Below are 23,197 nucleotides of genomic sequence, written 5' to 3' on the forward strand. Positions count from 1 at the left end.
CTCAGGCCCGCACACCGTCGCCCCACGGTTTCGCGTAGCCGTGCCGGCGGCGGGCCTCGTCGAGCCGCGAACCGGCCGCGACCGAGGCGGCGATGGCGCGCTCGGTCCGTTCCACGCGTTCGGCGCGTGCGGCGACCTCGTCGGCCTGGCCGGCCGGGACGACCAGGGCTCCGTTGTCGTCGCCGACGACGATGTCGCCGCTGCGGACGGTGACGTCCCCGATGACGATGTCCTGGCCCGTGGTGTCGAGTTCGACCCGGTTCTTGCCGCTCACCATGGTGGTGCCCGTACTGAACAGCGGATAGCCCGAGGCGCGGATCTCGGCGATGTCGCGAACCGAGCCGTGCACCGCGGTGCCGCGGATGCCGCGCCGCTGCGCCAGACTCGTCAGCAGCGAGCCCCAGTTGGTGCACGAGGTGCTGCCCGCGTTGTCGACGACCACGAACGAGCCCGCGGGCACGTCGTCCAGGTAGTTCGCCGCGTTGCGGAAGCCCTTCTCGGCGCCGGCGGGGCCGACCGGGCGGTACGTGACGGTGAACGCCCGTCCCGCGGTGTGCGTCCCGGGCACCCGCGCGGTGATCCCGGCGAGGACGCCGCCGACGCCGAGACTGTCGAGCGCGTCGGACACGGACGCGGTGTCGAGACGGGCGAGGCGGTCCACCACGTCGTCGCCGCTCTCCGGCTCGGTCGATGCCGACCCCAGTTCACCGGAGACCGCCCGCGCCACCTCGTCCGTGCGGGCGGTGCCGCCGAGGTCGTAGGTGACGGTGGCGCGGGCGCGTACGACCCTGCCGACGGCGTCGCGCAGCTCGCGGCCGGAGACCGACAGGCCGAGGTGGTCGAGCAGCTGGGCCGTGGTGAGCAGCATGGCCATGGGGTTGGCACGTCCCTGGCCGGCCATGCCCGGTGCACTGCCGTGCACGGGTTCGAAGTAGCTGCCCCGGTCTCCGATGTTGCCGCTGGAGGCGAGGCCGAGCCCGCCCATCACGCCCGCCCCGAGATCGGAGAGAATGTCGCCGAACATGTTCTCGGCGACGAGCACCCCGAAGCGCTCCGGCCGGCGCACCATCCACAGCGCGACGGCGTCGACGTTGAGGATCTCCGTCTCGACGTCCGGGTAGTCCCGGGCGATCAGGTCGAGGCGGTCACGCAGATGGTTGCCGCTGTGTCGCAGCACGTTGGGCTTGTCGGCGACGGTGAGGAGCCGATGGCCGTGGCGCCCGGCGTACTCGAAGCCGTAGCGCAGCAGCCGGTCGATGCCGAACCGTGTCTGCAGCCGCAGCGTGACGCTGGTCTCCTCGGGGCCCGAGGCCGCCGCGTTCGGGTGGCCGCTCACCGCGTTCCACAGCGACTCGTCGAGGCCGTGGACGTCGAAACCGGCGTACAGGCCCTCGGTGTTCTCGCGGATGACCGTGAAGTCGAACTTCCCCTGGTCGATGTCGGTGACGGGCCGGACGTTCGCGTACAGGCCCAGGCGCTGGCGCAGCTGGATGACGGGTGAGACGTACGGGATGCCCGTGCCCCGCAGGTCCTGCGGAAGCTCAGCCTCCGCCTCACGGAGCGGTTTGCTGGTGATGGCGCCGAGCAGGCAGGTGTCGGTCTGCTCGATCAGCTTCCAGGTGCGCTCGGGGACGACGACGCCTTCCTGGCGCCAGCATTCCCAGCCGATCTCACCGAAGCGCAGGTCCAGAGGGAGGCCGAGGCGTTCCACGACGTCCAGCGCGACGGAGACGACCTCCGGTCCGATGCCGTCGCCGGGCAGGACCGCGACGCTGTTCATGTGAGTCCCTTCTCTCGCAGGAAGTCGGCGACGAGGGCCGACACTTCCGCGGTGTGTTCGAAGTGGGGGCGCATACCGGCCTCCGCGATCACGTGCACCCGGTGATGCGGCGCGGCTGCCGTGTGCCGCGGGGCGACGAGTTGCGAGTGGCCGCCGACGATCTGCAGCAGGGGCCCGGGGTGCGCCAGTACGGACTTCGTCACGTCGATCCCGCACAGGAGCCGCATTCCGGCGGCGAGGCGGCGCCCGGCCGCCGGATCGTGGGTCGACGGCGCGTCGGCGGCCGCGGCGGGCCGGTGGCCGTGCGGCAGCACCCGCCGGTTCAGCAGGGCGAGCGCCTGGCCGGAGCGGCCGCCGGCGGCCAGATCCGCGATCCGGGTGAGCCGGGACTCCAGGAGGGCGTCGGAGCGGGCCGGGCCCGACACGAACAGTGCCGCCGTGCCGGGAGCGACGTGAGGGAGCAGAGCCTGGCCGACCGCGCCGCCCAGTGCGTTTCCGCACAGCAGGTCGACCGGTCCGTACGGTGCGAGGAGCGCGTGCCAGCGGGCGACGAAGGCGTCCATCGAGTCGATGCCCTCGTCCCACGCGGAGAGTGTGTCGACGACGGTCACCCGCAGGCCTGCCGCCGTCAGGGCCCGGGTGACGGGGGCGAAGAACGCTCCGCCGTCCCAGTGGGGCGTGACCGGGGCGAGGACCAGGGCGTGGGCCCTCCCCCCGGCGGTCTGCGGTTCGAAGACCGCCGAGGGGACGGCGTGAACGGGGTGGGTCACCGGACGGTGGCGAGCGTACGCGCGGTGGCGATGCCCTCGCGGTGGTTGCCGCCCAGCAGAACCTTGCGGTGCTCGACCGGCAGGTCGTAGCGGCCCAGGACCAGATCGGGCAGCGGCAGCGAGGGTGTCCCCTCGGGCACGGTGGCGAGCAGCAGGTCCGCCAGCTCCAGCGCCGGCCCGAGGTGCAGACGGGAGGCGGCCTCGGCGTCCGTGCGGTCGAGGTGCGCCAGCCACTGCTCGGCGATGAGGTTGCCCGGACCCTTGCCCATGCCCTGGATCGAGGAGTCCATCCACGTGGCGCCCGCGGCGACCGCGCTGATCGCGTTGGACAGGGCGAGCCCCAGGTTGTTGTGGGCGTGCAGACCGACCGGGCCGCCGGTGACCGACTTGGTCAGCGTGGTGAGGTCGGTGGTGTCGACGGGGGAGAGGCTGCCGTTGGAGTCCGCCAGATAGACGAACTCGGCACCGGCGTCGGTGGCGGCGGTCGCCACCTCCACGACGTCCCGTCCCTCCCACTGGCTGATCCGGGCGAAGTTGACGCCGACGCGGAAGCCGAGGTTTCTGGCCTGGCGTATGTACTCCAGGCCGCGCTCGTAGCCCTTGGACGGCAGGATGACGCGCACCAGGCGGGCCCCGGCCTCGTACATGGCGGGCAGGTCGTCGTCGCCGATGTTCTTCGGGTGGAGGATCATCGCGACCTTCTCCGGGCCGATCTCGCGGGCCACCGCGGCGATGAACTCGTCGTCGCCGCGGCCGGTGAGCCCGAGATCCGGGAGGGGCAGCAGCGACCCCTTGCGGTAGGCGATCTCGATCCAGTCGAAGCCCGCCTCGACGCTGAGCCGCGCGTGCGTGAGGGCGTATTCCAAGGGGAAGTTGAAGCCGTTGCGGTACCCGCCGTCGCGGAGGGTGACGTCGATGTTGACGATGCTCATGGTTCCTCCAGGGAGCTGGTGCGCGAGGTGTCAGACGCTGTGCTGAGCGGCGATGTGGCGGGCGGCGATCCGGCCGAAGATCAGTGAGCGCAGCACGGAGGTGGCCGGCGGGTAGGCGTGGTAGAAGAGGCCCGTCGCCTCGCCCGCCGCGTACAGGCCGGGGATGGCGGTGCCCGACGGGGTCACGACCCGGGCGTCGAGGTCGGTGCGAATGCCGCCGTAGGTGAAGCAGACGGCGGCGGTCAGCGGGACGCCGATGAACGGTGCGGTGTCCACCGGTACGGCCCAGTTGGACTTCTGGGGGGTGATTCCGACGGTGGCCTTGCCGTCGCGACGGGTCGGGTCGAACTCGCCGGGTCCGACGGCGGCGTTGAACTCGGCGACGGTCTTCTCCAGACCCTCGGCGTCGATGCCGAGCCGGTCCGCCAGTTCTTCCAGGCTGTCGGCCTGCTCGGGCGGGACGTCGCTGAGGAGCGCGTTGAGGATGCCGGGTATGGCGAGCGTCTTGGCGTCGGCGATCCAGTACGCCTCCTGCTCCTGGTTCTTCCAGATCTCGTAGCCGACGTGCTCGAAGGTGTTGTCCCAGGTGTCCATGCCCTCGTCGAAGAAGCGCTGCGTGTGGCCGTTGACGAAGATGCCGGTGCTGAAGCCGTACAGGACCGAGTCGGCCTTGCGGGTGCGGGTGTCGACGGGCTCGGCGTGGATGCCGTCGAACTGGCCGGCGGTGTCGGCGCCCAGCTCCAGGGCCATCCGCAGCGCGTCGCCGCGGTTGTTGGCGATGCCGGGCGCGATCAGGGGCAGGTCGCAGGCCCGGTCGCCGACGTAGCGGGTGAGCATCTCGGTGTTGCCCTCGAAGCCGCCGCAGGCCAGAACGACGGCCCGGCCGGTCAGCCGCCGGGTGAGACCGTCGGCGGTCCGCACCACGACGCCGTCGACAGCGCCCTCGTCGGACGTCGACAGGCGCAGCGCCTCCGTCCGGTAGTGGATGTCGACGCGCGGGTCGTTCTCCAGCGCGGCGCCCAGCCTCTCGACGATCGAGGCGCCGCCGCCGCGCGGGCTGGCCGGCGGCGTCATGGACGGGGTGCCGCCCGCGAAGGTGTGCGGCAGTGGGAAGTCCTCGAAGGCGATCTCGACGCCGTGCTTCTCCACGAACTCCAGCGTCTGCGGAGTCTCGCGCTCCACGGTGCGGCAGTACGCGACGTCGGCGAGGCCGCCGGAGACCCGGCCGACGTGCTCGGCCCAGTCGGTGTCCAGCCGGCGGTCCTGGGTGATCCGCAGGAACGCGCCGGTCCAGCGGGTGGCGCCGCCGCGCTCCTCCTTGTCGGCCCGCTCCAGAACGGCGATCCTGGCGGGCGCCTCGCGGCCTTCGGTGGCCTCGGCGAAGGACAGGGCGGCCGACAGCCCGGCGGCGCCGAAGCCGATGACGATCAGGTCGTAGGGTGCCGGGTCGTGCGAGGCGGACATGCTGTCTCCTGTGTTCTGTGCGCGGGGCGGGACGGGGCGGGGCCGATGACGGCGAGGCGGGGCGGTCACCGGTTGGGCGTGATGACGCGGCTGGTGCGGTAGAGGCGGAACTTGGCGCCGGTCGTGGTGGCGGCGAACTCCTGGTACCGGCGGGTGAATTCGGGGTCAGAGAAGATCGCGTCGAACTTCTCCTGGTCCGTCCACGCCGCGAAGTTGACGATGGCGTCGCCGTCGACGCTGGTCAGCAGCCGGGAACCACGGAAGCCGTCGGCGGTGGCGGCGACGTGGTCGACGGCCGAGGCGAGCGACTCGACGCTGGCCGCCGCGTCTTCGGTGGTGGCGACGTTGATGAGCAGGACGCCGTCGTCCGGTTCGGCGGCGGTGATCACACCGGGGCTGGCGTTGCGGCCCTCGAAGGCGAGTCGGTCGTAGGAGGCGATGCCGAGCTTGTGCCACGGGTCGCTCTCGACGAGGTCACGGACCTGGAGGTCGTCGAGGTCGGCGGTGACGACGACGGCGCCGCCCTCGGGCCGGGGCCCGCTGAGCAGGATGCGGCCCTGGTCCGCGTGCTCGCGCAGCCAGGCCTTGTGCTCGGCCATGTGCGCCAGGACGGTCTCGCGGGGAGCGAGGTAGGTGAGGGTCAGTACGTGGATCATCAGGATCCTTCCGTGCGCGGGGGTTCGGTGCGGATTCAGGCGGTGAGGGAGGCGATCCGCCGGGCGAGGCCGGTGAGGATCTCCTCGGCTTCGTCCACGACGTCGTGGACGATCCGGGCGGCCGGCCTGATGTCACTGATCAGGTCGAGCACCTCGCCGGCGAACAGGGCGCGCTGACTGGTGTCGTCCCGGGCGACGGCCTCGGCCCAGGCGGGTTCGACCGTGGAGCGTCGCGCGGCGAGTTCGGCGTCCTTGCCGGTCCAGGCGCGGGTGAAGTCGTTGCCGATGGAACGCGCGGGGTGGCCGGCGGGCCAGTCGATCCCCCGTACGACGTCGAAGGCGTGGGTGTTGACGGTGTCCACGGTGCGCGCCGAGACGAGCCGGGACTTGAAGCCGGCGGTGGCCAGCGACTCCTCGGCGGCGGCGAACCGGGTCCCCATCATCACGCCGTCGGCGCCCAGGCACAGGGCCGCGGCGAGACCGCGGCCGTCCGCGAAGCCGCCGGCCGCGACCACCGGGACGCGGCCCCCGACGGTTTCGACGACGGCCGGAATCAGGGGTAGCGTCGCCTGGGTACGGTGGTGGCCGCCGGCCTCGGCGCCCTGAGCGACCAGTACGTCGGCCCCGGCCGCGACGGCGACGGCGGCCTGCTCGGGGTCGTGGACCTGGACGACGACACGGGATCCGGCATCGGCGGCGGACGCCACGTACTTGCGGACCTGCGCGGCGTCGCCGAACGAGAGGGCGATGACCGGTGGGGCGTAGCCGAGCACCTTGTCCCACAGTCCGGGCCGGTCGTCGAAGGTGAACATGACGCAGCCGACGCCCCAGACGCCGCCGGCCTCGGCGGCCCGTGCCACATGCTCGTCGATGAACGCCGCGTCGCCGTAGCTCACACCGACGAGGCCGAGGCCCCCCGCCCGGGTCACGGCACCGGTCAGCGTGCCGCCGGACACGGCACCCATCGGGGCGCAGACGACCGGATGGTCGATTCCGAGCAGCTCCGTCAGCTTGGTCGAGATCACGATGCTCCCTGGTCCGGTTCATTCGCTGAATATGGCCGCGGGGCGGCCGAAAAGAAGAAGATGCAGCGCCGCTGAATTCCACATTGAATTCTGTGCGGAAGGGGCGAGGGATGTGCGTTTGGAAGTCGCTTCAGAACTCGCCCTGTTGACTTTCTGAAGATTAGCCGGGGCCGAGTTGCCGTGTCCAAGACGTAAACCGCGTGAGGGTCATACGCGGATGCCTATATCGCCTGGCCGGCGCGGAGCGAAGAAAGGCGTGTGTCCCGGGCTCGGGAGGAGCCCGGGACACACGCCTGTGGGTAGTGAGCCGAGGGGGAGGGGCGGGTGCGCGGCTACTCGGCGAAGAACACCCAGCCGCGTTCACCGGAGACCTGCTGCAGCAGGCGTGCGCTGCGGCTGCCGTCGACCGCGGTCACGGCGAGCCGCTCGCGCGGTGGCCTGCCGGTGGGCAGGGGCCGCCAGACCAGCTGCCGGTCCTGGAGCACGGCACGCCGCGGGCGCAGGGCCACGAGATCCGCGGTGGTCTGCAGCGCGTGCAGGAACAGGGCGTGCTGGTCCTGGTCGGCGGGGTGCAGGACGGAGTTCCAGCCGAGCCGGGCCAGATGGGCGGGCACGGTGTCGGCGAACCCGGGAGCACAGCCCTCCTCGTACCAGAGCAGGCGCTGGCGGGAGAGGTCGCTCCAGGTCGGTTCGGTGCAGGTGGCGAGGGGGTGCTCACGGGCCATGACGACACCGAGCGGTTCGTCCCAGACCACGGCGCGGACGAGATCCGGTGTCTCGATCGGCAGCCGCACGATGCCGAAGGCTATCTCGCCGTGCCGCAGCAGTTCCTCCTGGTCGCCCGCGCTCACCGAGCGCATCCGCAGCTTCGCGCCGGCGTCGCGACCGGCGTTCGGGTGGCGCTCGGACAGCCCGGAGAGCCCGTTCTGCACCTCGATGAGGACGTCCGCCGGGACGCCGCCGCACACGCCGACCGGCCAGACCCTGGGTGCGGGGGCCACGGCAGCGATGGCGGAGCGCAGCTGGCTCGGAATGCTCTGGATTTCCGACAGGAATGCGCGGCCGCCGGAGGTGAGTTCGACGCCTCGTGAACTGCGGATGAACAGGGCGGCGCCGACCCGCTGTTCCAGACGCCTGATTTGCTGGCTGAGACTCGGCTGGGAAATGCGCAGCTCCTGGGCGGCGGCCGAAACAGTCCCGGCCCGCACGACGGTCAGGAAGTACCGGAGATGCCGCATGTCGAAGTCGTCGACGTCGCGGGCGTCGGAGACCGCGCGCAGGACGACGTCGTTCTGGAGTTTCTCCGAGCCCTGGGCGTCGAGGGTGGCGCGCCCCGGGGTGCGCCGGCTCGTCAACTCGTCCAGCACGCTCATGTGTTCCTCCCAAGCATCGTCGCCCAACCCCCGTGGCGGGCGTGAACCCGTGCGGCGGAACGTCCGCCGCACGGGTCCCAGGTGCAGCATGCCAGAAAATTCGTTCCCGAAGGTATTTTTTACGCTCCCGAAACGATCCCGCCTTCTCCGCTCAAGGTCCCCGGCACCGAGCCCGCCGACAGCGCCGCGAACAGCAACCGCCACAGTGGCTCCCCGTCGGGGGTGCCGTCGGCGTCGCCGTACCCGGCGGAAGCGTGCAGCAGGCCGTACATCACGATCATCAGCAACTGGGCGACGAGCCCGGGCGGGTATCCGGGCAGGCCGCTGTCCCGTTGCGCCCGCCGGATCAGATCCGTCAAGGCGCCCTGCACCTCCGCGAGCACCTCGGTCAGCGCCCGCGCCAGCACCGGACAGTCGGACGCGAGCCGGACCGTGGCGCGCAACCGCACGTCCGACTGCAGCCGGCCGGCGAACTCCACCACCACGCTCTCCAGCACGCGGCCGGCGTCGGCCTGCGGAACGTCGTACTCGATCCGCAGACCCGCCCAGGTCTGCCGGGACTCGTCGATCAGGGCGCCGGCCAGCGACTTCTTCGAGGGGAAGTGGCCGTAGAGCGCACCCTTGGTCATGCCGATGCGATCCGCCACCGCGTTGAGCGTGGCCCTGCTGTAGCCCTGCGCGGCAAACACCTCGGCCGCGGCTGTCAGCACCTTCTCCCTCGTGCGCCGCGCCCGTTTCTGTGTCGCCATGTCCGCGCCTCCATCGTCGGGAACACATGCGTACCGCCGGGGCGGAGCGCTCCTCAGAGTGCTCCGCCCCGGCGGCGTCTCACGTGCTCAGTGTCCTCAGCGGCCCCCGGAGGGCCGGTCTCACCGGCCAACCGGATCGCCGCGCCTCCCTCTTCAGCCGAGGGGAGTCGCCCACCACCACCGGCCTGCCCACCGCGAACAGCAGGTCGAGGTCGCTCTCGTGGTCGCCGTAGGCGAAGCAGTCGTCCGGGTCCGCACCGCGCTCGCACATGACCGCGCGCGCCGCCTCGGCCTTGGCCCCACCGATCATCGGGCGGTGCACCTCCCCGGTCAGCACCCCGTCGGCCCCCGTCATCAGCTCGGTGCAGAGTACCGCCGACACGCCCAACTCCTCGGCCAGCGGTGCCAGCAGCGGGCGCATCGAACCCGACACCAGCACGACCTCGTGTCCTGCGGCCCGGTGCTGCTCGACGGCGTCGAGCGCCGGCCGTACGAAGGCGGTGCTGCCGCATCGGTAACTTTCGTACCAGAGCCGTCCGGCCGCTTCGAGAGTGGTCAGTGACACGCCCGCATAGCGCCGGTAGTACCTGCGGTTGAGCGCCTCCCGGTCGCGTGTCGCGGCGGCCTCGGCCAGCAGGGCGTCGGCCTCGGTGGCGTCCGCCGAGGGGTGCATGGCCAACCAGTGGCGCCAGAACGCGATCATGCTCTTCTCGGAGATCACGGTCTCGTCGACGTCGAAGAACGCGACCACGGGCCGTGCCGCGCGGGTCGCCCGTGCCGGAGCCGCGATCACCGTGCGCCCCCGGCCGGGAGGGCCGCGTGCGCGTAGGCCTCGGCCGCCGCCTCCAGGCCGAGGGCTCCGTGACCGGCCGCGGTCGTGACGTCCCGCCAGGCCCGCTGCACCCGGCTGTCCGGGGACTGCCCGCGCAGGCCCGACGCGTGGAAGAGCTCATCGACCGCTTCCCGGCACAGCCGTGCCGCGGTCACGGCGTCGCGGCGGGCCTCGGCCACCGAGAGCGGGGTGATCTCGCCCCGGTCCGCGCGCGCGGCGGCACCGTCCAGGAGCAGACCCGCGGCGTGGATCTGCGCGGATGTCCGGGTGAGCAGAAGCGTCTGGCCGGGTCTGAGCGCTCCCTCGGGGACACACTCCTCGGTCCAGGCGCGCAGCGCCGCGCGCGCCGCACCCAGCACGGGCGCCGCGAAGATCGAGGCGGCCACCATCGGGTAGGGGACGCTGTGGCAGCGGGCCGCACCGGGCAGGGGCCGAAGCAGCGTGTCCAGAGTGCACGAGCGGTGGGCGGGCACCAGCACACCGTCGGTTCGCACGCTGCCGCTGCCACTGCCGCGCAGGCCGACCGGATCCCAGGTGTCGCACACCTCGACGTCCGCCCGCGGCACCGCGAAGATCCGGTGTTCCCGGCCTCCGTCACCGCCCGGGGTCCACGAGGCGAGCAGTACCCACTCCGCATGGTCGATGCCGCTGGCCGTGCGCCACTCCCCGTCCAGCCGCCAGCCTCCGGGTGCCTCGGCGGCATGCCCCTGTGCCGGTACGACGGAGGCGGCGATCCGCGCGTCCGGACCGCCGGCCCACAGTTCGCGCTGCCCTTGCTCGGGCAGATAGGAGGCGAGCCGGCCGTGCGCCGCATACAGGGCCGCGCACCATCCCGTGGCGGCGCAGACCTCGGCCACGGCCGCGGCGTCGGCCGTCAGATGCGCGAAGGTCCCGGCGGCACCACCCCACCGGGCCGGGACGAAGTGGCGCGCGAACCCCGCGGCGGCGACGGCGTCGGCGACCGCGGGAGCGAGTCTGCGCCGCCGGTCGGCACCGGCCGCGTCCTGCTGGGCGAGTTCCAGGAGCCGATCGCGTGCGCACGTCGCTTCCTGTGCGCCGGGCTCGGGCCGGGCGTCGCTCCTGCCCTGACGTCCAGTCAGCATGCCGTCCCCGTCGCAGTCCCCGCCCGCGCCGTCCCGGGCGTGGTCGCGGCGCCGCCTATCCGGGCGCAGGCGAGTTCGCGGCCGCCCTGGTGGGCGCGGAAGGCGGAGAGGCCGTCGCCGAGCGGGTGCGCCGTGATCGTCACCGGGGCGTCCAGCTCGCCGAAGGCCGTGAACGCCACGTCGAGCAGTCTCACCCCACCCGCTTGAGGCCGGGAGCCGGCCGTGGCGACCCGGCCGGCCTGCCGGAAGGCCTCCACCAGCGCCATACCCGGCACGTGGTCCGACTCGTGGTCGAAGAGCACCGGGTGTTCCGTGTCGAGCCGCAACCACCAACGGTCCGCCCGCAGAGGATCGGCGTCGATCAGGACATCACGTCGGGAGAGGTGGCCGACGCGGACCGGCTCCAGCGCGACGCGGGCCGGTCCGGGCTCGGACGGGCCCGCCGGTGCGCCCTGTCCGCCGTGGCGGCGCACCACGGCGTAGCGCCGCGGCTCCATCGGTTCCCAGCACAGCCGTACGCGGCCGAGGCGGCGGTGCCGCACCAGAACGTCGCCCTCCAGCTCCAGCCGCAGTCGGCGTGCACTGGTGGCGGCGCGGCGGCAGGTGACGTCGAGGCCTACGCCGAGCGGTACGGCGTCCGGGGCGGGCAGGTCCTCGACGAGTTCCACGCGTGCCTCACTCAGCACGAAGGGCATGCCGTGCGGGACGCCGAGGAACCGGTGGGACAGGTGGATCGCCGTCTGCCGCACGGTCTCCACGAGCAGCACCGGGTCCGCCGCCGGGCCGCCGCGATGTGCGAGGTAGTGGTCACGGTGCCAGGCGGCGGCGACCGCGTAGCGCTCGCCGCCCAGGTGCATGGCGTCGGTCAGCAGCACCTCCGCTTCGGACGCCTTGTGGACGGACCTGCGCGGGACCCGTCTGTCGTGGGTCAGCTCCCGCCAGTGCGACTCGGGGCCGGGCAACCCCGTGTGAACTTCGGCTTCAGGCGTGACGGTCACGAGTAATTTCCTCCCCATGGTCGCCGCAGCAGCCGCGCGCGGTATCGTCCGGGCACAGCAAGGGCGAACACCAAAAATATACCTTCGGGAAGGTATATTGCATGGATCGTTTTTGCCACTGCACGTAACCGGAGGCCGCAGCAGGCCGACCAGAGAAGACTTCGGGAGCCCCCGTGCCAGAGCCGCACAGAACTGCCTTCACCACCAGAAGGATCTCCGCAGCGAGAGCCTCCGATCCCAAGCAGGAACGCTCCGCCGTGACTCGGGCTCGAGTCCTGATGGGAGCCGCGGAGCTCTTCACCGAAAGGGGATTCCGCCAGACTTCGGTCAAGGATGTCGCCGATCGCGTGGAGATGACCAAAGGGGCGGTGTACTTCCACTACCCGACCAAGGAGGCCCTGGCCGTCGCGATCGTGGAGGAGCACTACGCGCGCTGGCCGGTACTGCTCGACGAGGTCACGGCAGAAGGGCTCGGTCCGATGGCCACCGCCGCACGCATGCTGGAGCGGGCGGCGGCCGCGTTCCAGGACGACGTGATCGTGCAGGCCGGGGCCCGGCTGCAGATCGAACGTCCCCAGATAGACGCGGAGTTGCCGACGCCGTACGTCGACTGGATCTCCCTCCTGGAGTCGCTGCTGACCATGGCGGGGGAGGCGGGTGAACTGCGCCCCGGCGTCTGCCCGGACAAGGCCGCGCACGCCCTGGTCTCCGCGTTCTTCGGCTCGCAGCACGTCTCCGACGTCCTCAGTGGCCGCACCGACGTGGTGCCGCGCTGGCGGGAGCTGAGCCGCCTGCTCTTCGGTTCGATCCAGGCCGGCTGAGCGCGCCCGCGCAGTCCTCGGCCGGTGCGTGCCCGGCGAGTGGCGCACCGTCGCCGTCCAGTGGTGCACCACTCGCCGGGCGCGCTCCTTCGGGTGCGCCCCTCAGGCAGGGTCGGTCACTTCGCGCCGGGTGGTGCGTACGACCAGCCCGCCGACGACCGCAAGGCTCAGCAGGACGATGCCGAAGACCGTGGCGCCGTCGGTCAGGCCCACCGCGTCAGTGAGGTAGCCCGCCGAGACGGGCAGGGCACCGGCGGGGATGTAGCCGCCCACGTTGAGCGCGGCGTTGGCCTCGGCCAGACGGTGCGGCGGCACGCTGGAGTTGAGCAGCGACAGGCCGCCGAGCTGGCCCATGCCCTGTCCCGCACCGGCCAGCAGCGCCGACAGGACGAGGACGGTCACCGTCGCACTGTGTACGGCCACGATCAGCGTGATCATGCTCAGTGCGGTGCTCGCCGCGCCGGCCGTGAGGATGGTGCGCCGGCTCAGCCGCTGCACGGCGAACTGAACGCCGGTCGCCGCGAGGAACATCACGAACGCCATGGCGCCGGCGACGATCCGGCTGGTGGTGCCGAGCAGCCCGGACAGGAGCGAGGGGCCGAGCGAGAGCACGAACGACGTGGCGGTGATGCCGGGGGCGAACACCGCGATCCCCAGGGCGAGCTGACGCCCGTTGCCGCGCGGCACGCCGGGTACTCGCACCCAGGCGCCGGTCCGCGCCTGGGGACGGGACACCGGCATGCGCAGCACCGCGAGCACCGCCGTGGCGAGGAGTGCGGCCTCGACGGCGAAGACGGTCACGGTCGGGGCGGGTGCCACCTCGGAGAGCACTCCGGCGACCAGGGGGCCCAGGCCGGCGCCGAAGACCATCGCGCAGGACGCGAGCAGTGCGGCGATCCGCTTGCGCTCGGGTCCTGCGACATCGGTGACGGCGGCCATGCCCGCCGAGACGACGGCACCCACCGCGATGCCGGTGAACAGCCGGGCCGTGATCAGCGCGGCCACGCTGTCGGCGGTCGCGAAGATCAGGCAGGCGGCGAGGGCGAGCCCGAGCGCGGGCAGCAGGACGGGCTTGCGGCCGAGCCGGTCGGACACCACGCCGGAGACGAGCAGCGAGCCGATGAGTCCGACGATGTAGAAGGCGAACACCACGGTCAGGGTGCCCTTGGAGAACCCGATGTCCCGCTGCCACAGCACGTACAGCGGAGTCGCCGCGTTGGAGAGGACGAAGACGGCGGTGACCGGCCAGGCGGCCAGCCACACCCACCACAGGGGCACGCCGGGCCGCGTGCCGGCTTGCCGGTCGTCCGTGTTCCGCCTCCCCTCGGCGACCTGGACGGACGTGCTTCGGGCCTTGGGCATGGCAGTTCCTCCCGATCATTGCTGCCGGCTCGCCAGCAGTACGACTTCAGTCGAACTTAGCATGCAGTACGATTGAAGTCGTACATAGGAATCGCGTTATGAGGACCTGCCTATGCCCGAGCCCACGGCCCCCGCGCCGGCTGTCAGAGTGCTTCCCGAGCCGCCCGACCTGCCCGCACCTCTCCCCGAGCCGCCCGTGGAGGAGCTGCGCCTGGAGATCGTCCTCGGTGCGCTCAGCGACCCCTTGCGTCTGACGATCGTCCGCAGACTTCTGCTCGAGTCCGAGGAGTTCGACCACACCTGCGGCTGGTTCGGCTTCGACCGGCCGAAGTCGTCGCTGACCCACCACTTCAAGGCGCTCCGCGAGGCCGGGGTCACACGCCAGCGCCAGTACGGTCTGGAACGCCGCAGCCACGTACGCGTCGCCGACCTCGAGGCCCGCTTCCCCGGACTCCTCGACCTGGTCGTGGCCTGGCGTCCGCGGGACTGACGAAGCGGACGGCCCGGCCTGGGTCTGCTGTCCGGGGTCTGCTGTCCTGGGTCTGCTGTCCGGGCGGATCCGGTGGGCGCGTCGCGGGGTGCGGCCGGAGGTGGCGGGGTCGAGGTGGCGGGTCCGTGGCGGCTGTGCGGAGCGCGACCTGTCGGGATCGCGCGCTGTGCGGGCGCCTGCACGCCGCCGGACAGGCGGCCGCGGGCGTCGCCGGCCGAACCGGCGTCCCCGGGCCGGGATGCCCGCCGATCCGGCCGAACCGGCGTCCTCGGGCCGGGGTGCCCGCCGATCGTGGCGCGGGCCCCCTCCCGCGCACAGGCGCCCGGACGGGGGTGCCCGTGGCGTCCGGGCCGGCGTCAGGCCGTCGCCGCGTCCGGGGCCGGCGGGGTGAGGTGCTGGGCCAGCCAGGTCGGTACGCCGCCCAGCAGCCGGAACAGCCGTCGGGCCTCCTCCCGCAGCCGGGACGCCTCCGGTTCGCTCTCCGCGTCCGCGAGGGACGCCAGCGCGGGCGCCGTGCCGACGAGGTACCCCAGCTCCTCGCGGATCCGCAGGGACTCGGCGAAGCCGTGCCGCGCCTCGGCCAACTCGCCCTCCCGCAGGGCGAGTCCGGCCAGATGGCGCCAGGTGAAGGACAGTAGCAGCGGCTGCCCGTGCGCGGTCGCCCCGGCGTGCGCGCGCCGGTACGCGGCGCGGGCGGACTGCGGTGAGCGGCTCAGGTTCTCCGCGAGCAGTCCGCGCCGGAAGTCCAGCAGCGGCCGCCCGCCGGCCCCCGGCGCGATGAGCGCCGCCGCCCGGCCGAGCGCGGCCCGCGCCTCGTCGGCCCGGTCGCGCACCTGGTGCACGGTGGCCGCGTAGGCGAGTTGCCCGCGTTCACAGGCGGCGGCCCCGCGCTCGTCGTCGCTGTGGGCCAGCGCCTCCGCGGTGCGCAGCGCGTCCTCGGCCTCCGCCCAGCCCTGCTCGGTGTACAGGCACCGCTCCACCAGCAGTGCGGTCCGCTGCAGGGCGGTGGCCGCGGTGACCGGCTCCAGCAGGGCCGCCGCGTCCGCCCAGCAGGCGCGCGAGCGCAACCGCCATACCGCGGTCTGGAGCGGATCGTCACCCTCGGTCGTTCCCCAACCAGAACCAGCCATGGCGGAATGCGCCACGTCGCCCTCCCCTTAGCACGCCATCGAGCTCTCGAGTGGTGGCCGCATCTCAGCACGGATCCGGCGGCCCGGCCAAGGGGATGGGTGAAAGATTTCACAAAGTCGTGGGACTTCCCGCGCCCGAGGTTTGAGGATGCCCCGGGCCCGAAAGTGCCCGCGCCTCAGCTCATCCGCAGTGCGAGGAAGAAATCCAGCTTGTCCTCCAGGCGCGACAGGTCACGCCCCGTCAACTGCTCGATCCGCCCGACGCGGTAGCGCAACGTGTTGACGTGCAGGTGGAGCCGGTTCGCGCAGCGTGTCCAGGAGCCGTCGCTGTCGAGGAACGCCTCAAGCGTCGGGATCAGCTCGGCGCGGTGGCGGCGGTCGTAGTCGCGCAGCGGGTCGAGCAGCCGCGCGGTGAAGGCGCGCCGTACGTCGTCGGGGACGAAGGGGAGCAGCAGCACGTGCGAGGCCAGTTCCTGGTGGCCCGCCGCGCAGACCCGGCCGGGCCGCGCCGCGGCCACCCGCCGTGCGTGCCGGGCCTCCTCCAGCGCCCCGCGCAGCCCCTCAGCCGAGTGCACGGCCGCGCTGACGCCGAGCGTGACCCGCCCGTCCCCGTCCAGCCCCGCGGACAGCGGCTCCCGTACGGACTCCAGCAGCGCGTCCGCGAGGACGCCGGTCTCGGAGCCGTCGTGCTCGGTGGCGACGGCCGGCAGCGGTACGAGGGCCACGGCCTCGTCACCGGTGTGCGCCACGGCGATGCGGTCGGAGTGCTCGGGGCCCGTGGCGTGCGGGTCGACGAGGATCTCCTCCAGCAGCGACTGGGCGACCGGGCCGGTCTCCGTCGTGCCGTCCTCCCACTCGACGCGGGCCACCACGACCTGCCAGTGCGGGGCGGCGCCGAGTCCGGGCAGCAGCACCGGCGCCGCCACCCGCAGCCGGGCCGCGATCTCGGCGGGCGCGGCGCCCGTCTGCACCAGTTCCAGGACCTCCTGCGCCAGCCGCCGCCGCACCGTGCGGGCCGCGTCCCGCCGGTCCCGCTCGACCGCGATCAGCTGCGTGACCCCGTACAGGAGGTCGAGCCGCTCCTCGGCCCAGTCCCCGGCGTCCGCCTCCACCACGAGGAGCCAGTCCGACAGCACCGTCTCCCGCACCTCCCGGGACACACCCACCGCCTGCGGGGCGCGGGCGCCGGCCCGCACCGGGAAGACGCTGTACGTGCTGCCCGCCGCCTGCACCCGGTGGGGTGCGCGCCGCCCCGCGCGGGTGGCGGCCAGGTGCTCCGCCGCCAGCCGCGCGCACACCTCGGCGGGGAGCGCGGGGCCCGCCGCCTTCGAGCCCGCGACCGGCCGCCCGGTCGGCGACAGCACCCAGGCCCGCAGGTCCAGGTCGGAGCCGAGCAGGTCGAGCACCACGTCGGGGCCGCCGCCCGCGGGTCCCGAGGTCATCATCCGGCGGTGCCGGTCCACCACGGCCGCGAGGTCACCGGCCCGCTCGCCCGAGACCTGCCGGACGACGTGCTCGGTGATGGTCGCGAAGGCCACCGACTCGTGCACCGCGAACAGCGGCAGCCGGTGCCGCACGCAGGCCAGCACCAGGTCCTCCGGCACGCTCCCCAGTTCCGCCTCACCGGCGGCCAGGGCGCTCACCCCGGACTGCACCAGCAGGCGCACGAAGGGTTCGGAGTCGTCGGCGTCCCGTCGCCAGGCCAGGCCGGTCAGCACCAGCTCACCGCCCGAGAGGTAGCGGCTGGGGTCCCGCAGGTCGGTGGTCATCACGCCGCGGACCGATCGGTCCAGCTCGTCCTCGCCGCCGAGCAGCTTGAGGCCCAGCGCGTCGGTGTCCAGCAGTGCGCGCAGCCGCATTCTCGTCGCCGCCGATCTTTGTCTCGAAGTGTTCCAGGTCACGCGGCTGTGGCGCGCGTTTCCGGAGGAAAGCGAGGAGGTTACTGAGGACCTCCTTTCATACGAATCTACAAGATGCCTGCCCTGGCCAGCCAACTCCTTCATGGTTTCTGCGACTGACCCCGGTGGAGCACAGGACGGTGTACTGAGGCCAATCCACGTGAACAGCACATGAACGAGCCGGGCCCGCCGCACACGGATTGGCTCAATCTGTACGCCCCACAAGTAGACGAAGAAGAGAGCCGGTCATGGACTTCCTTCGCCCCGCCAGCTGGGAGGAGGCGCTCGCCGCCAAGGCCGAGCACCCCACCGCTGTGCCGATCGCGGGTGGCACCGACGTGATGGTCGAGATCAACTTCGACCACCGCCGGCCCGAGTACCTCATGGACCTCAACCGCATCGGCGACCTCCTCGAGTGGGAGGTCGGCGAGGACTCCGTACGGCTCGGCGCCTCCGTGCCCTACACCAGGATCATGGAGAACCTGAGCGCCGAGCTGCCGGGTCTCGCCCTCGCCTCGCACACGGTCGCCTCCCCGCAGATCCGTAACCGCGGCGGCGTGGGCGGGAACCTCGGCACCGCCTCCCCGGCCGGCGACGCCCACCCGGCGCTGCTCGCCGCCGGAGCCGAGGTCGAGGCCGAGTCGGTGCGCGGCAGGCGCCTGATCCCGATCGACCAGTTCTACACGGGCGTCAAGCGCAACGCCCTGGAGCCCGACGAGCTGATCCGTGCCGTGCACGTGAAGAAGGCCGACGGACCCCAGCAGTTCTCGAAGGTCGGCACCCGCAACGCCATGGTCATCGCCGTGTGCGCCTTCGGCCTCGCCCTGCACCCCGAGACCCGCACCGTGCGCACCGGCATCGGCTCGGCCGCCCCCACCCCCGTGCGGGCCAAGGCGGCCGAGGAGTTCCTGAACGCGGCGCTCGACGAGGGCGGCTTCTGGGACAGCGGCAAGATCATCACCCCGTCGGTCGCCAAGCAGTTCGCCGAGCTGTGCTCCGGCGCCTGCAACCCGATCGACGACGTCCGCGGCACCGCGAACTACCGCCGCCACGCCGTCGGCGTCATGGCCCGCCGGACGCTGACCTGGACCTGGGAGTCGTACCGCGGCACCCGCAACGCCACGGAGGGAGCTGCGTAATGCGCGTCAACTTCACTGTCAACGGACGTCCGCAGGAAGCCGACGACGTGTGGGAGGGCGAGTCCCTGCTGTACGTGCTGCGCGAGCGGATGGGCCTGCCCGGCTCCAAGAACGCCTGCGAGCAGGGCGAGTGCGGCTCCTGCACGGTCCGCCTGGACGGCGTGCCGGTCTGCTCCTGCCTGGTCGCGGCCGGCCAGGCGCAGGGCCGCGAGGTCGTCACCGTCGAGGGCCTGGCGGAGTTCGCCAAGGACCGCGCCGAGGGCTGCGCCACCGGCGCCTGCGGAAGCGAGGCCGGCAAGGGCACCACCCTCGATCAGGCCAAGCGCTGGCAGGCCGGCGGCACCGACTCCCAGACCGGCGAGGGCACCGAACTGGCCCCGATCCAGCAGGCGTTCATCGACGCCGGCGCCGTCCAGTGCGGCTTCTGCACGCCCGGACTGCTGGTCGCCGCCGACGAGATGCTGGAGCGCAACCCGAACCCGTCCGACGCGGACATCCGTGAGGCGCTGTCGGGCAACCTGTGCCGCTGCACGGGCTACGAGAAGATCATGGACGCGGTCCGCCTGGCGGCGGCCCGTCAGTCCGAGGGGGTCTGAACATGGCTGCCACCGGCGCACCCACCAAAATCACCCAGGGTTCCCAGACCAAGGGCGGCATCGGCGAGTCCACGCTCCGCCCGGACGGCACCCTCAAGGTCACCGGCGAGTTCGCGTACTCGTCCGACATGTGGCACGAGGACATGCTCTGGGGCCAGATCCTGCGCTCCACCGTCGCGCACGCCGAGATCGTCTCCATCGACACCGGCGAGGCCCTCGCGATGGCCGGCGTCTACGCCGTCATGACGTACGACGACCTGCCCACCGAGGTACGAAACTACGGCCTGGAGATCCAGGACACCCCCGTCCTCGCCCACGGCAAGGTCCGCCACCACGGCGAGCCCGTCGCCATCGTCGCCGCCGACCACCCGGAGACCGCGCGCCGCGCCGCCGCCAAGATCAAGGTGGAGTACCGGGAACTGCCCGTCATCACCGACGAGGCCTCCGCGACCGCGCCCGACGCGATCCTCGTCCACGAGGGCCGCGACGACCACCACATCGGCCACGTCCCGCACCCCAACATCGTGCACCGCCAGCCGATCGTCCGCGGCGACGCCGACGCGGCCGCCGCGCGCGCCGACGTGATCGTCAAGGGCGAGTACTACTTCGGCATGCAGGACCAGGCCTTCCTCGGCCCCGAGTCCGGCCTCGCGGTGCCCTCCGAGGACGGCGGCGTCGAGCTGTACGTCGCCACCCAGTGGCTGCACTCCGACCTGAAGCAGATCGCCCCGGTGCTCGGCCTGCCCGAGGACAAGGTGCGCATGACGCTCTCCGGCGTCGGCGGCGCCTTCGGCGGCCGCGAGGACCTGTCGATGCAGATCCACGCCTGCCTGCTGGCGATGCGCACCGGCAAGCCGGTCAAGATCGTCTACAACCGCTTCGAGTCCTTCTTCGGCCACGTGCACCGCCACCCGGCCCGCCTCTTCTACGAGCACGGCGCCACCAGGGACGGCAAGCTCACCCACCTCAAGTGCCGCATCGTCCTGGACGGCGGCGCCTACGCCTCCGCCTCCCCGGCGGTCGTCGGCAACGCCTCCTCGCTCGCCGTCGGCCCCTACGTGGTCGACGACGTGGACATCGAGGCCATCGCCCTCTACTCCAACAACCCGCCCTGCGGCGCCATGCGCGGCTTCGGCGCGGTCCAGGCGTGCTTCGCCTACGAGGCGCAGATGGACAAGGTGGCCAAGGAACTCGGCATGGACCCGGTGGAGTTCCGCCGGATCAACGCCATGGAGCAGGGCACCATCATGCCCACCGGTCAGCCGGTCGACTCCCCGGCGCCGGTCGCCGAACTGCTGCGCCGCGTCAAGGCGATGCCGATGCCGCCGGAGCGCCAGTGGGAGTCCAGCGAGGGCGCCGACGTGCGCCAGCTGCCCGGCGGTCTGTCCAACACCACGCACGGCGAGGGCGTCGTCCGCGGCGTCGGCTACGCGGTCGGCATCAAGAACGTCGGCTTCTCCGAGGGCTTCGACGACTACTCCACCGCCAAGGTCCGCATGGAGGTCGTCGGCGGTGAGCCGGTGGCCACCGTGCACACCGCCATGGCGGAGGTCGGCCAGGGCGGCGTCACCGTGCACGCGCAGATCGCCCGTACCGAGCTGGGCGTCACCCAGGTCACCATCCACCCGGCCGACACCCAGGTCGGCTCGGCCGGCTCCACTTCGGCCTCCCGGCAGACGTACGTCACCGGCGGCGCCGTGAAGAACGCCTGCGAGCTGGTGCGCGAGAAGGTCCTGGAGATCGGTCGCCGCAAGTTCGGCTCCTACCACCCCGCCTGGGCCACCGCAGAGCTCCTGCTGGAGGGCGGCAAGGTCGTCACCGACGGCGGCGAGGTCCTGTCCGACCTCGTCGACGTCCTGGAGGGCGAGACCGTCGAGGTCGAGGAGGAGTGGCGGCACCGGCCGACCGAGCCCTTCGACCTGCGCACCGGCCAGGGCAACGGCCACGTCCAGTACTCCTTCGCCGCGCACCGCGCCGTCGTCGAGGTCGACACCGAACTCGGCCTGGTGAAGGTCGTCGAACTGGCCTGCGCGCAGGACGTCGGCAAGGCGCTCAACCCGCTGTCCGTCATCGGGCAGATCCAGGGCGGCACCACCCAGGGGCTGGGCATCGCCATCATGGAGGAGATCGTCGTCGACCCCAAGACGGCGAAGGTCAGGAACCCCTCCTTCACGGACTACCTGCTCCCCACCATCCTCGACACGCCGACGATCCCGGTCGACGTGCTCGAACTCGCCGACGACCACGCGCCGTACGGGCTGCGCGGCATCGGCGAGGCCCCCACCCTGTCGTCCACCCCGGCGGTCCTCGCGGCCATCCGGAACGCGACGGGGCTGGCGCTCGACCGCACGCCGGTACGACCGGAGCACCTGACCGGCACGGCGTGACGCGACCCTCCGGGCGGCGCACGGAACGTCACACACTCCGCGCCGCCCGGAGCACCGACCGGGTCCCGTCCGCTCGCGGGCCTCGACGCACCACCCACCATGCGTTCGTCTCGGGCCGTCCCCCGGGTCGTGCACATCCCAAATCCCCGCAGCCGCCCCAGCGGCACGCGCGGGTGCCCCTTTGAACCTTGGGAGACGGCCCCATGACCCAGCAGTCAGTGGAGCCCAAGACCACCGCCGAGGACGCGGGCGCGGGTTCCCGCGTCCCCTCCGGCCGGTCTTGGCTCGACCGGTACTTTCACATAACGCACAGAGGATCCACGGTCGCGCGTGAGGTGCGCGGCGGCATCACCACCTTCATGGCGATGGCGTACATCGTCCTGCTCAACCCGGTGCTGCTCGGCGGCAAGGACGTCGCCGGCGACACCCTGAGCCAGAAGGCCCTGATCACCGCGACGGCGCTCGCCGCGGCGGTCACCACGCTCCTCATGGGCTTCATCGGCAAGGTGCCGCTGGCCCTGGCCGCCGGACTCTCCGTCTCCGGCGTCATCGCCGGCCAGGTCGTCCCCCAGATGACCTGGGGCCAGGCCTTCGCCATGTGCGTGATGTACGGCGTGGTCATCATGCTGCTCGTGGTCACCGGGCTGCGCGAGATGATCATGAACGCGATCCCGCTCGCCCTCAAGCACGGCATCACGATGGGCATCGGCCTCTTCATCGCCATCATCGGCCTCGTGAAGGGCGGCTTCGTGCACGCCGGCGAGGCGACCCCGCTGACCCTCGGCCCCGCCGGTGAACTCGCCGGCTGGCCCGTGCTGCTCTTCGCGGGCACGCTGCTCCTGATCTTCATGCTCCAGGCGCGCAACACCCCGGGCGCGATCCTGATCGGCATCGTCGCCGGCACCGTCGTCGCGGCGGTGCTGAACGCCACCGGCGTCATCGACCCCAAGCAGTGGGCGAACGGCGCTCCGGAACTGCACGGCAGCGCGGTCTCCATGCCGGACTTCTCGCTCTTCGGGACCCTGGAGTTCGGCGGCTGGGGCCAGGTCGGCGCGATGACGGTCGGCATGATCGTCTTCACGCTGGTGCTGGCCGGGTTCTTCGACGCGATGGCCACCATCATCGGCGTCGGCACCGAGGCCAAGCTCGCCGACGACAAGGGCCGCATGCCGGGCCTGTCGAAGGCGCTGTTCATCGACGGCGCCGGCGGAGCCATCGGCGGTGTGGCGGGCGGCTCCGGCCAGACCGTCTTCGTGGAGTCGGCGACCGGCGTCGGCGAGGGCGCCCGCACCGGGCTCGCCTCGGTCGTCACCGGTGCGTTCTTCGCGGCCTGCCTCTTCTTCACGCCGATCACCGCGATCGTGCCGCAGGAGGTCGCCTCCGCCGCCCTGGTCGTCATCGGCGCGATGATGATGATGAACGCCCGGCACGTGGACTGGGCCGACCGGGCCACCGCGATCCCGGTCTTCCTGACCGTCGTCCTGATGCCGTTCACGTACTCCATCACGGCGGGTGTCGCCGCCGGAGTGATCTCCTACGTCGCCATCAAGGTCGCCCAGGGCAAGGCCCGGGAGATCGGCGCGTTCATGTGGGCACTGACGGTGGTCTTCGTCGTCTACTTCGCCCTCAACCCGATCGAGAGCTGGCTGGGCGTGCACTAGCCGCCACGACGGGAACCCTTTCACGTACCCC

At 72.2% G+C, this 23,197-nt stretch carries 20 protein-coding genes; 6 read left to right on the top strand and 14 right to left on the bottom strand.

Features of this window, described 5'->3' with window-relative positions; genetic code table 11:
- Position 1 precedes the first annotated feature (1 nt).
- The 11 genes from DMH12_RS16400 to DMH12_RS16450 form a co-directional block, all read right to left on the bottom strand.
- A complete protein-coding gene (locus DMH12_RS16400; RefSeq protein WP_125492318.1) occupies positions 2–1,780 on the bottom strand; it encodes an isocitrate/isopropylmalate family dehydrogenase in 1,779 nt (592 codons plus the stop codon).
- Complete coding sequence (locus tag DMH12_RS16405) at positions 1,777–2,550, bottom strand: alpha/beta fold hydrolase (protein ID WP_125492319.1); 774 nt, start codon at positions 2,548–2,550, stop codon at positions 1,777–1,779. The genes DMH12_RS16400 and DMH12_RS16405 overlap by 4 nt, the downstream gene beginning before the upstream one ends.
- Positions 2,547–3,482, bottom strand: a complete 936-nt coding sequence (locus tag DMH12_RS16410; RefSeq protein WP_125492320.1) for a 3-hydroxy-3-methylglutaryl-CoA lyase — start codon at positions 3,480–3,482, stop codon at positions 2,547–2,549. The genes DMH12_RS16405 and DMH12_RS16410 overlap by 4 nt, the downstream gene beginning before the upstream one ends.
- 30 nt (positions 3,483–3,512) lie before the next feature.
- Positions 3,513–4,946 carry an FAD-binding protein gene (locus tag DMH12_RS16415; protein WP_125492321.1) on the bottom strand — a complete coding sequence of 478 codons (1,434 nt, stop codon included), beginning with the start codon at positions 4,944–4,946 and terminating at the stop codon, positions 3,513–3,515.
- Positions 4,947–5,011: 65 nt separating this feature from the next.
- On the bottom strand, positions 5,012–5,602 hold the full coding sequence (locus DMH12_RS16420; protein WP_125492322.1) for a YciI family protein: 591 nt from the start codon (positions 5,600–5,602) through the stop codon (positions 5,012–5,014).
- Between the two features lie 35 nt (positions 5,603–5,637).
- Positions 5,638–6,627, bottom strand: coding sequence for a nitronate monooxygenase family protein (locus tag DMH12_RS16425; RefSeq protein WP_125492323.1), 990 nt, complete (start codon positions 6,625–6,627; stop codon positions 5,638–5,640).
- Between the two features lie 332 nt (positions 6,628–6,959).
- Entirely contained in the window at positions 6,960–8,000 is a 1,041-nt protein-coding gene (locus DMH12_RS16430) for a LysR family transcriptional regulator (RefSeq protein WP_260474229.1), read from the bottom strand.
- Positions 8,001–8,119: 119 nt separating this feature from the next.
- Positions 8,120–8,749: a TetR/AcrR family transcriptional regulator gene (locus DMH12_RS16435; protein ID WP_125492324.1), complete on the bottom strand. Its 630-nt coding sequence runs from the start codon at positions 8,747–8,749 to the stop codon at positions 8,120–8,122.
- A gap of 79 nt (positions 8,750–8,828) precedes the next feature.
- Positions 8,829–9,542, bottom strand: coding sequence for an HAD family phosphatase (locus DMH12_RS16440; protein ID WP_125492325.1), 714 nt, complete (start codon positions 9,540–9,542; stop codon positions 8,829–8,831).
- A complete protein-coding gene (locus DMH12_RS16445; RefSeq protein ID WP_125492326.1) occupies positions 9,539–10,684 on the bottom strand; it encodes an oxidoreductase in 1,146 nt (381 codons plus the stop codon). Before DMH12_RS16445 ends, DMH12_RS16440 begins: the two co-directional genes overlap by 4 nt.
- Positions 10,678–11,682: a ScbA/BarX family gamma-butyrolactone biosynthesis protein gene (locus tag DMH12_RS16450; protein ID WP_185832351.1), complete on the bottom strand. Its 1,005-nt coding sequence runs from the start codon at positions 11,680–11,682 to the stop codon at positions 10,678–10,680. The genes DMH12_RS16445 and DMH12_RS16450 overlap by 7 nt, the downstream gene beginning before the upstream one ends.
- A gap of 278 nt (positions 11,683–11,960) precedes the next feature.
- Here DMH12_RS16450 and DMH12_RS16455 point away from each other — a divergent pair, with 278 nt between their 5' ends.
- Complete coding sequence (locus DMH12_RS16455; protein WP_125492344.1) at positions 11,961–12,503, top strand: ScbR family autoregulator-binding transcription factor; 543 nt, start codon at positions 11,961–11,963, stop codon at positions 12,501–12,503.
- Positions 12,504–12,605: 102 nt separating this feature from the next.
- Here the strand turns inward: DMH12_RS16455 and DMH12_RS16460 are convergent, their stop codons facing one another.
- The gene (locus DMH12_RS16460) at positions 12,606–13,865 is read right to left on the bottom strand and encodes an MFS transporter (RefSeq protein ID WP_125492328.1); all 1,260 of its coding nucleotides are present in this window, start codon (positions 13,863–13,865) and stop codon (positions 12,606–12,608) included.
- Between the two features lie 112 nt (positions 13,866–13,977).
- Between DMH12_RS16460 and DMH12_RS16465 the strand changes: the two genes are divergently transcribed.
- Positions 13,978–14,355 (top strand): helix-turn-helix transcriptional regulator, encoded by a 378-nt coding sequence (locus DMH12_RS16465; RefSeq protein ID WP_125492329.1) that lies wholly within the window; start codon positions 13,978–13,980, stop codon positions 14,353–14,355.
- A 356-nt stretch (positions 14,356–14,711) separates the two neighbouring features.
- On the opposite strand, the gene DMH12_RS16470 is transcribed toward DMH12_RS16465, so the two are convergent.
- Together DMH12_RS16470 and DMH12_RS16475 are read right to left on the bottom strand one after the other, a co-directional pair.
- Entirely contained in the window at positions 14,712–15,500 is a 789-nt protein-coding gene (locus DMH12_RS16470) for a hypothetical protein (protein ID WP_125492330.1), read from the bottom strand.
- 161 nt (positions 15,501–15,661) lie between these two features.
- Positions 15,662–17,344: a PucR family transcriptional regulator ligand-binding domain-containing protein gene (locus DMH12_RS16475; protein WP_125492331.1), complete on the bottom strand. Its 1,683-nt coding sequence runs from the start codon at positions 17,342–17,344 to the stop codon at positions 15,662–15,664.
- A gap of 287 nt (positions 17,345–17,631) precedes the next feature.
- Between DMH12_RS16475 and DMH12_RS16485 the strand changes: the two genes are divergently transcribed.
- The 4 genes from DMH12_RS16485 (at position 17,632) to DMH12_RS16500 (ending at position 23,166) form a co-directional block, all read left to right on the top strand.
- On the top strand, positions 17,632–18,522 hold the full coding sequence (locus DMH12_RS16485; RefSeq protein ID WP_125492333.1) for a xanthine dehydrogenase family protein subunit M: 891 nt from the start codon (positions 17,632–17,634) through the stop codon (positions 18,520–18,522).
- Positions 18,522–19,118 (top strand): (2Fe-2S)-binding protein, encoded by a 597-nt coding sequence (locus tag DMH12_RS16490; protein WP_125492334.1) that lies wholly within the window; start codon positions 18,522–18,524, stop codon positions 19,116–19,118. The genes DMH12_RS16485 and DMH12_RS16490 overlap by 1 nt, the downstream gene beginning before the upstream one ends.
- Positions 19,119–19,120: 2 nt before the next feature.
- Positions 19,121–21,505, top strand: a complete 2,385-nt coding sequence (locus DMH12_RS16495) for a xanthine dehydrogenase family protein molybdopterin-binding subunit (protein ID WP_125492335.1) — start codon at positions 19,121–19,123, stop codon at positions 21,503–21,505.
- 203 nt (positions 21,506–21,708) lie between these two features.
- The gene (locus DMH12_RS16500; protein ID WP_125492336.1) at positions 21,709–23,166 is read left to right on the top strand and encodes an NCS2 family permease; all 1,458 of its coding nucleotides are present in this window, start codon (positions 21,709–21,711) and stop codon (positions 23,164–23,166) included.
- Positions 23,167–23,197: the final 31 nt, after the last annotated feature.

The sequence above is a fragment of the Streptomyces sp. WAC 04229 genome (assembly GCF_003947455.1).
In the GTDB taxonomy this organism is placed as follows: Bacteria; Actinomycetota; Actinomycetes; order Streptomycetales; family Streptomycetaceae; genus Streptomyces.

Excerpts from the sequence above, each read along its gene's own strand:
- DMH12_RS16490 (WP_125492334.1), top strand. The coding sequence starts at position 18,522 with ATGCGCGTCAACTTCACTGTCAACGGACGTCCGCAGGAAGCCGACGAC.
- DMH12_RS16420 (WP_125492322.1), bottom strand. The coding sequence starts at position 5,602 with ATGATCCACGTACTGACCCTCACCTACCTCGCTCCCCGCGAGACCGTC.
- DMH12_RS16465 (WP_125492329.1), top strand. The coding sequence starts at position 13,978 with ATGCCCGAGCCCACGGCCCCCGCGCCGGCTGTCAGAGTGCTTCCCGAG.
- DMH12_RS16460 (WP_125492328.1), bottom strand. The coding sequence starts at position 13,865 with ATGCCCAAGGCCCGAAGCACGTCCGTCCAGGTCGCCGAGGGGAGGCGG.
- DMH12_RS16410 (WP_125492320.1), bottom strand. The coding sequence starts at position 3,482 with ATGAGCATCGTCAACATCGACGTCACCCTCCGCGACGGCGGGTACCGC.
- DMH12_RS16430 (WP_260474229.1), bottom strand. The coding sequence starts at position 8,000 with ATGAGCGTGCTGGACGAGTTGACGAGCCGGCGCACCCCGGGGCGCGCC.
- DMH12_RS16495 (WP_125492335.1), top strand. The coding sequence starts at position 19,121 with ATGGCTGCCACCGGCGCACCCACCAAAATCACCCAGGGTTCCCAGACC.
- DMH12_RS16400 (WP_125492318.1), bottom strand. The coding sequence starts at position 1,780 with ATGAACAGCGTCGCGGTCCTGCCCGGCGACGGCATCGGACCGGAGGTC.
- DMH12_RS16485 (WP_125492333.1), top strand. The coding sequence starts at position 17,632 with ATGGACTTCCTTCGCCCCGCCAGCTGGGAGGAGGCGCTCGCCGCCAAG.
- DMH12_RS16500 (WP_125492336.1), top strand. The coding sequence starts at position 21,709 with ATGACCCAGCAGTCAGTGGAGCCCAAGACCACCGCCGAGGACGCGGGC.
- DMH12_RS16475 (WP_125492331.1), bottom strand. The coding sequence starts at position 17,344 with ATGCGGCTGCGCGCACTGCTGGACACCGACGCGCTGGGCCTCAAGCTG.
- DMH12_RS16435 (WP_125492324.1), bottom strand. The coding sequence starts at position 8,749 with ATGGCGACACAGAAACGGGCGCGGCGCACGAGGGAGAAGGTGCTGACA.
- DMH12_RS16445 (WP_125492326.1), bottom strand. The coding sequence starts at position 10,684 with ATGCTGACTGGACGTCAGGGCAGGAGCGACGCCCGGCCCGAGCCCGGC.
- DMH12_RS16455 (WP_125492344.1), top strand. The coding sequence starts at position 11,961 with ATGGGAGCCGCGGAGCTCTTCACCGAAAGGGGATTCCGCCAGACTTCG.
- DMH12_RS16415 (WP_125492321.1), bottom strand. The coding sequence starts at position 4,946 with ATGTCCGCCTCGCACGACCCGGCACCCTACGACCTGATCGTCATCGGC.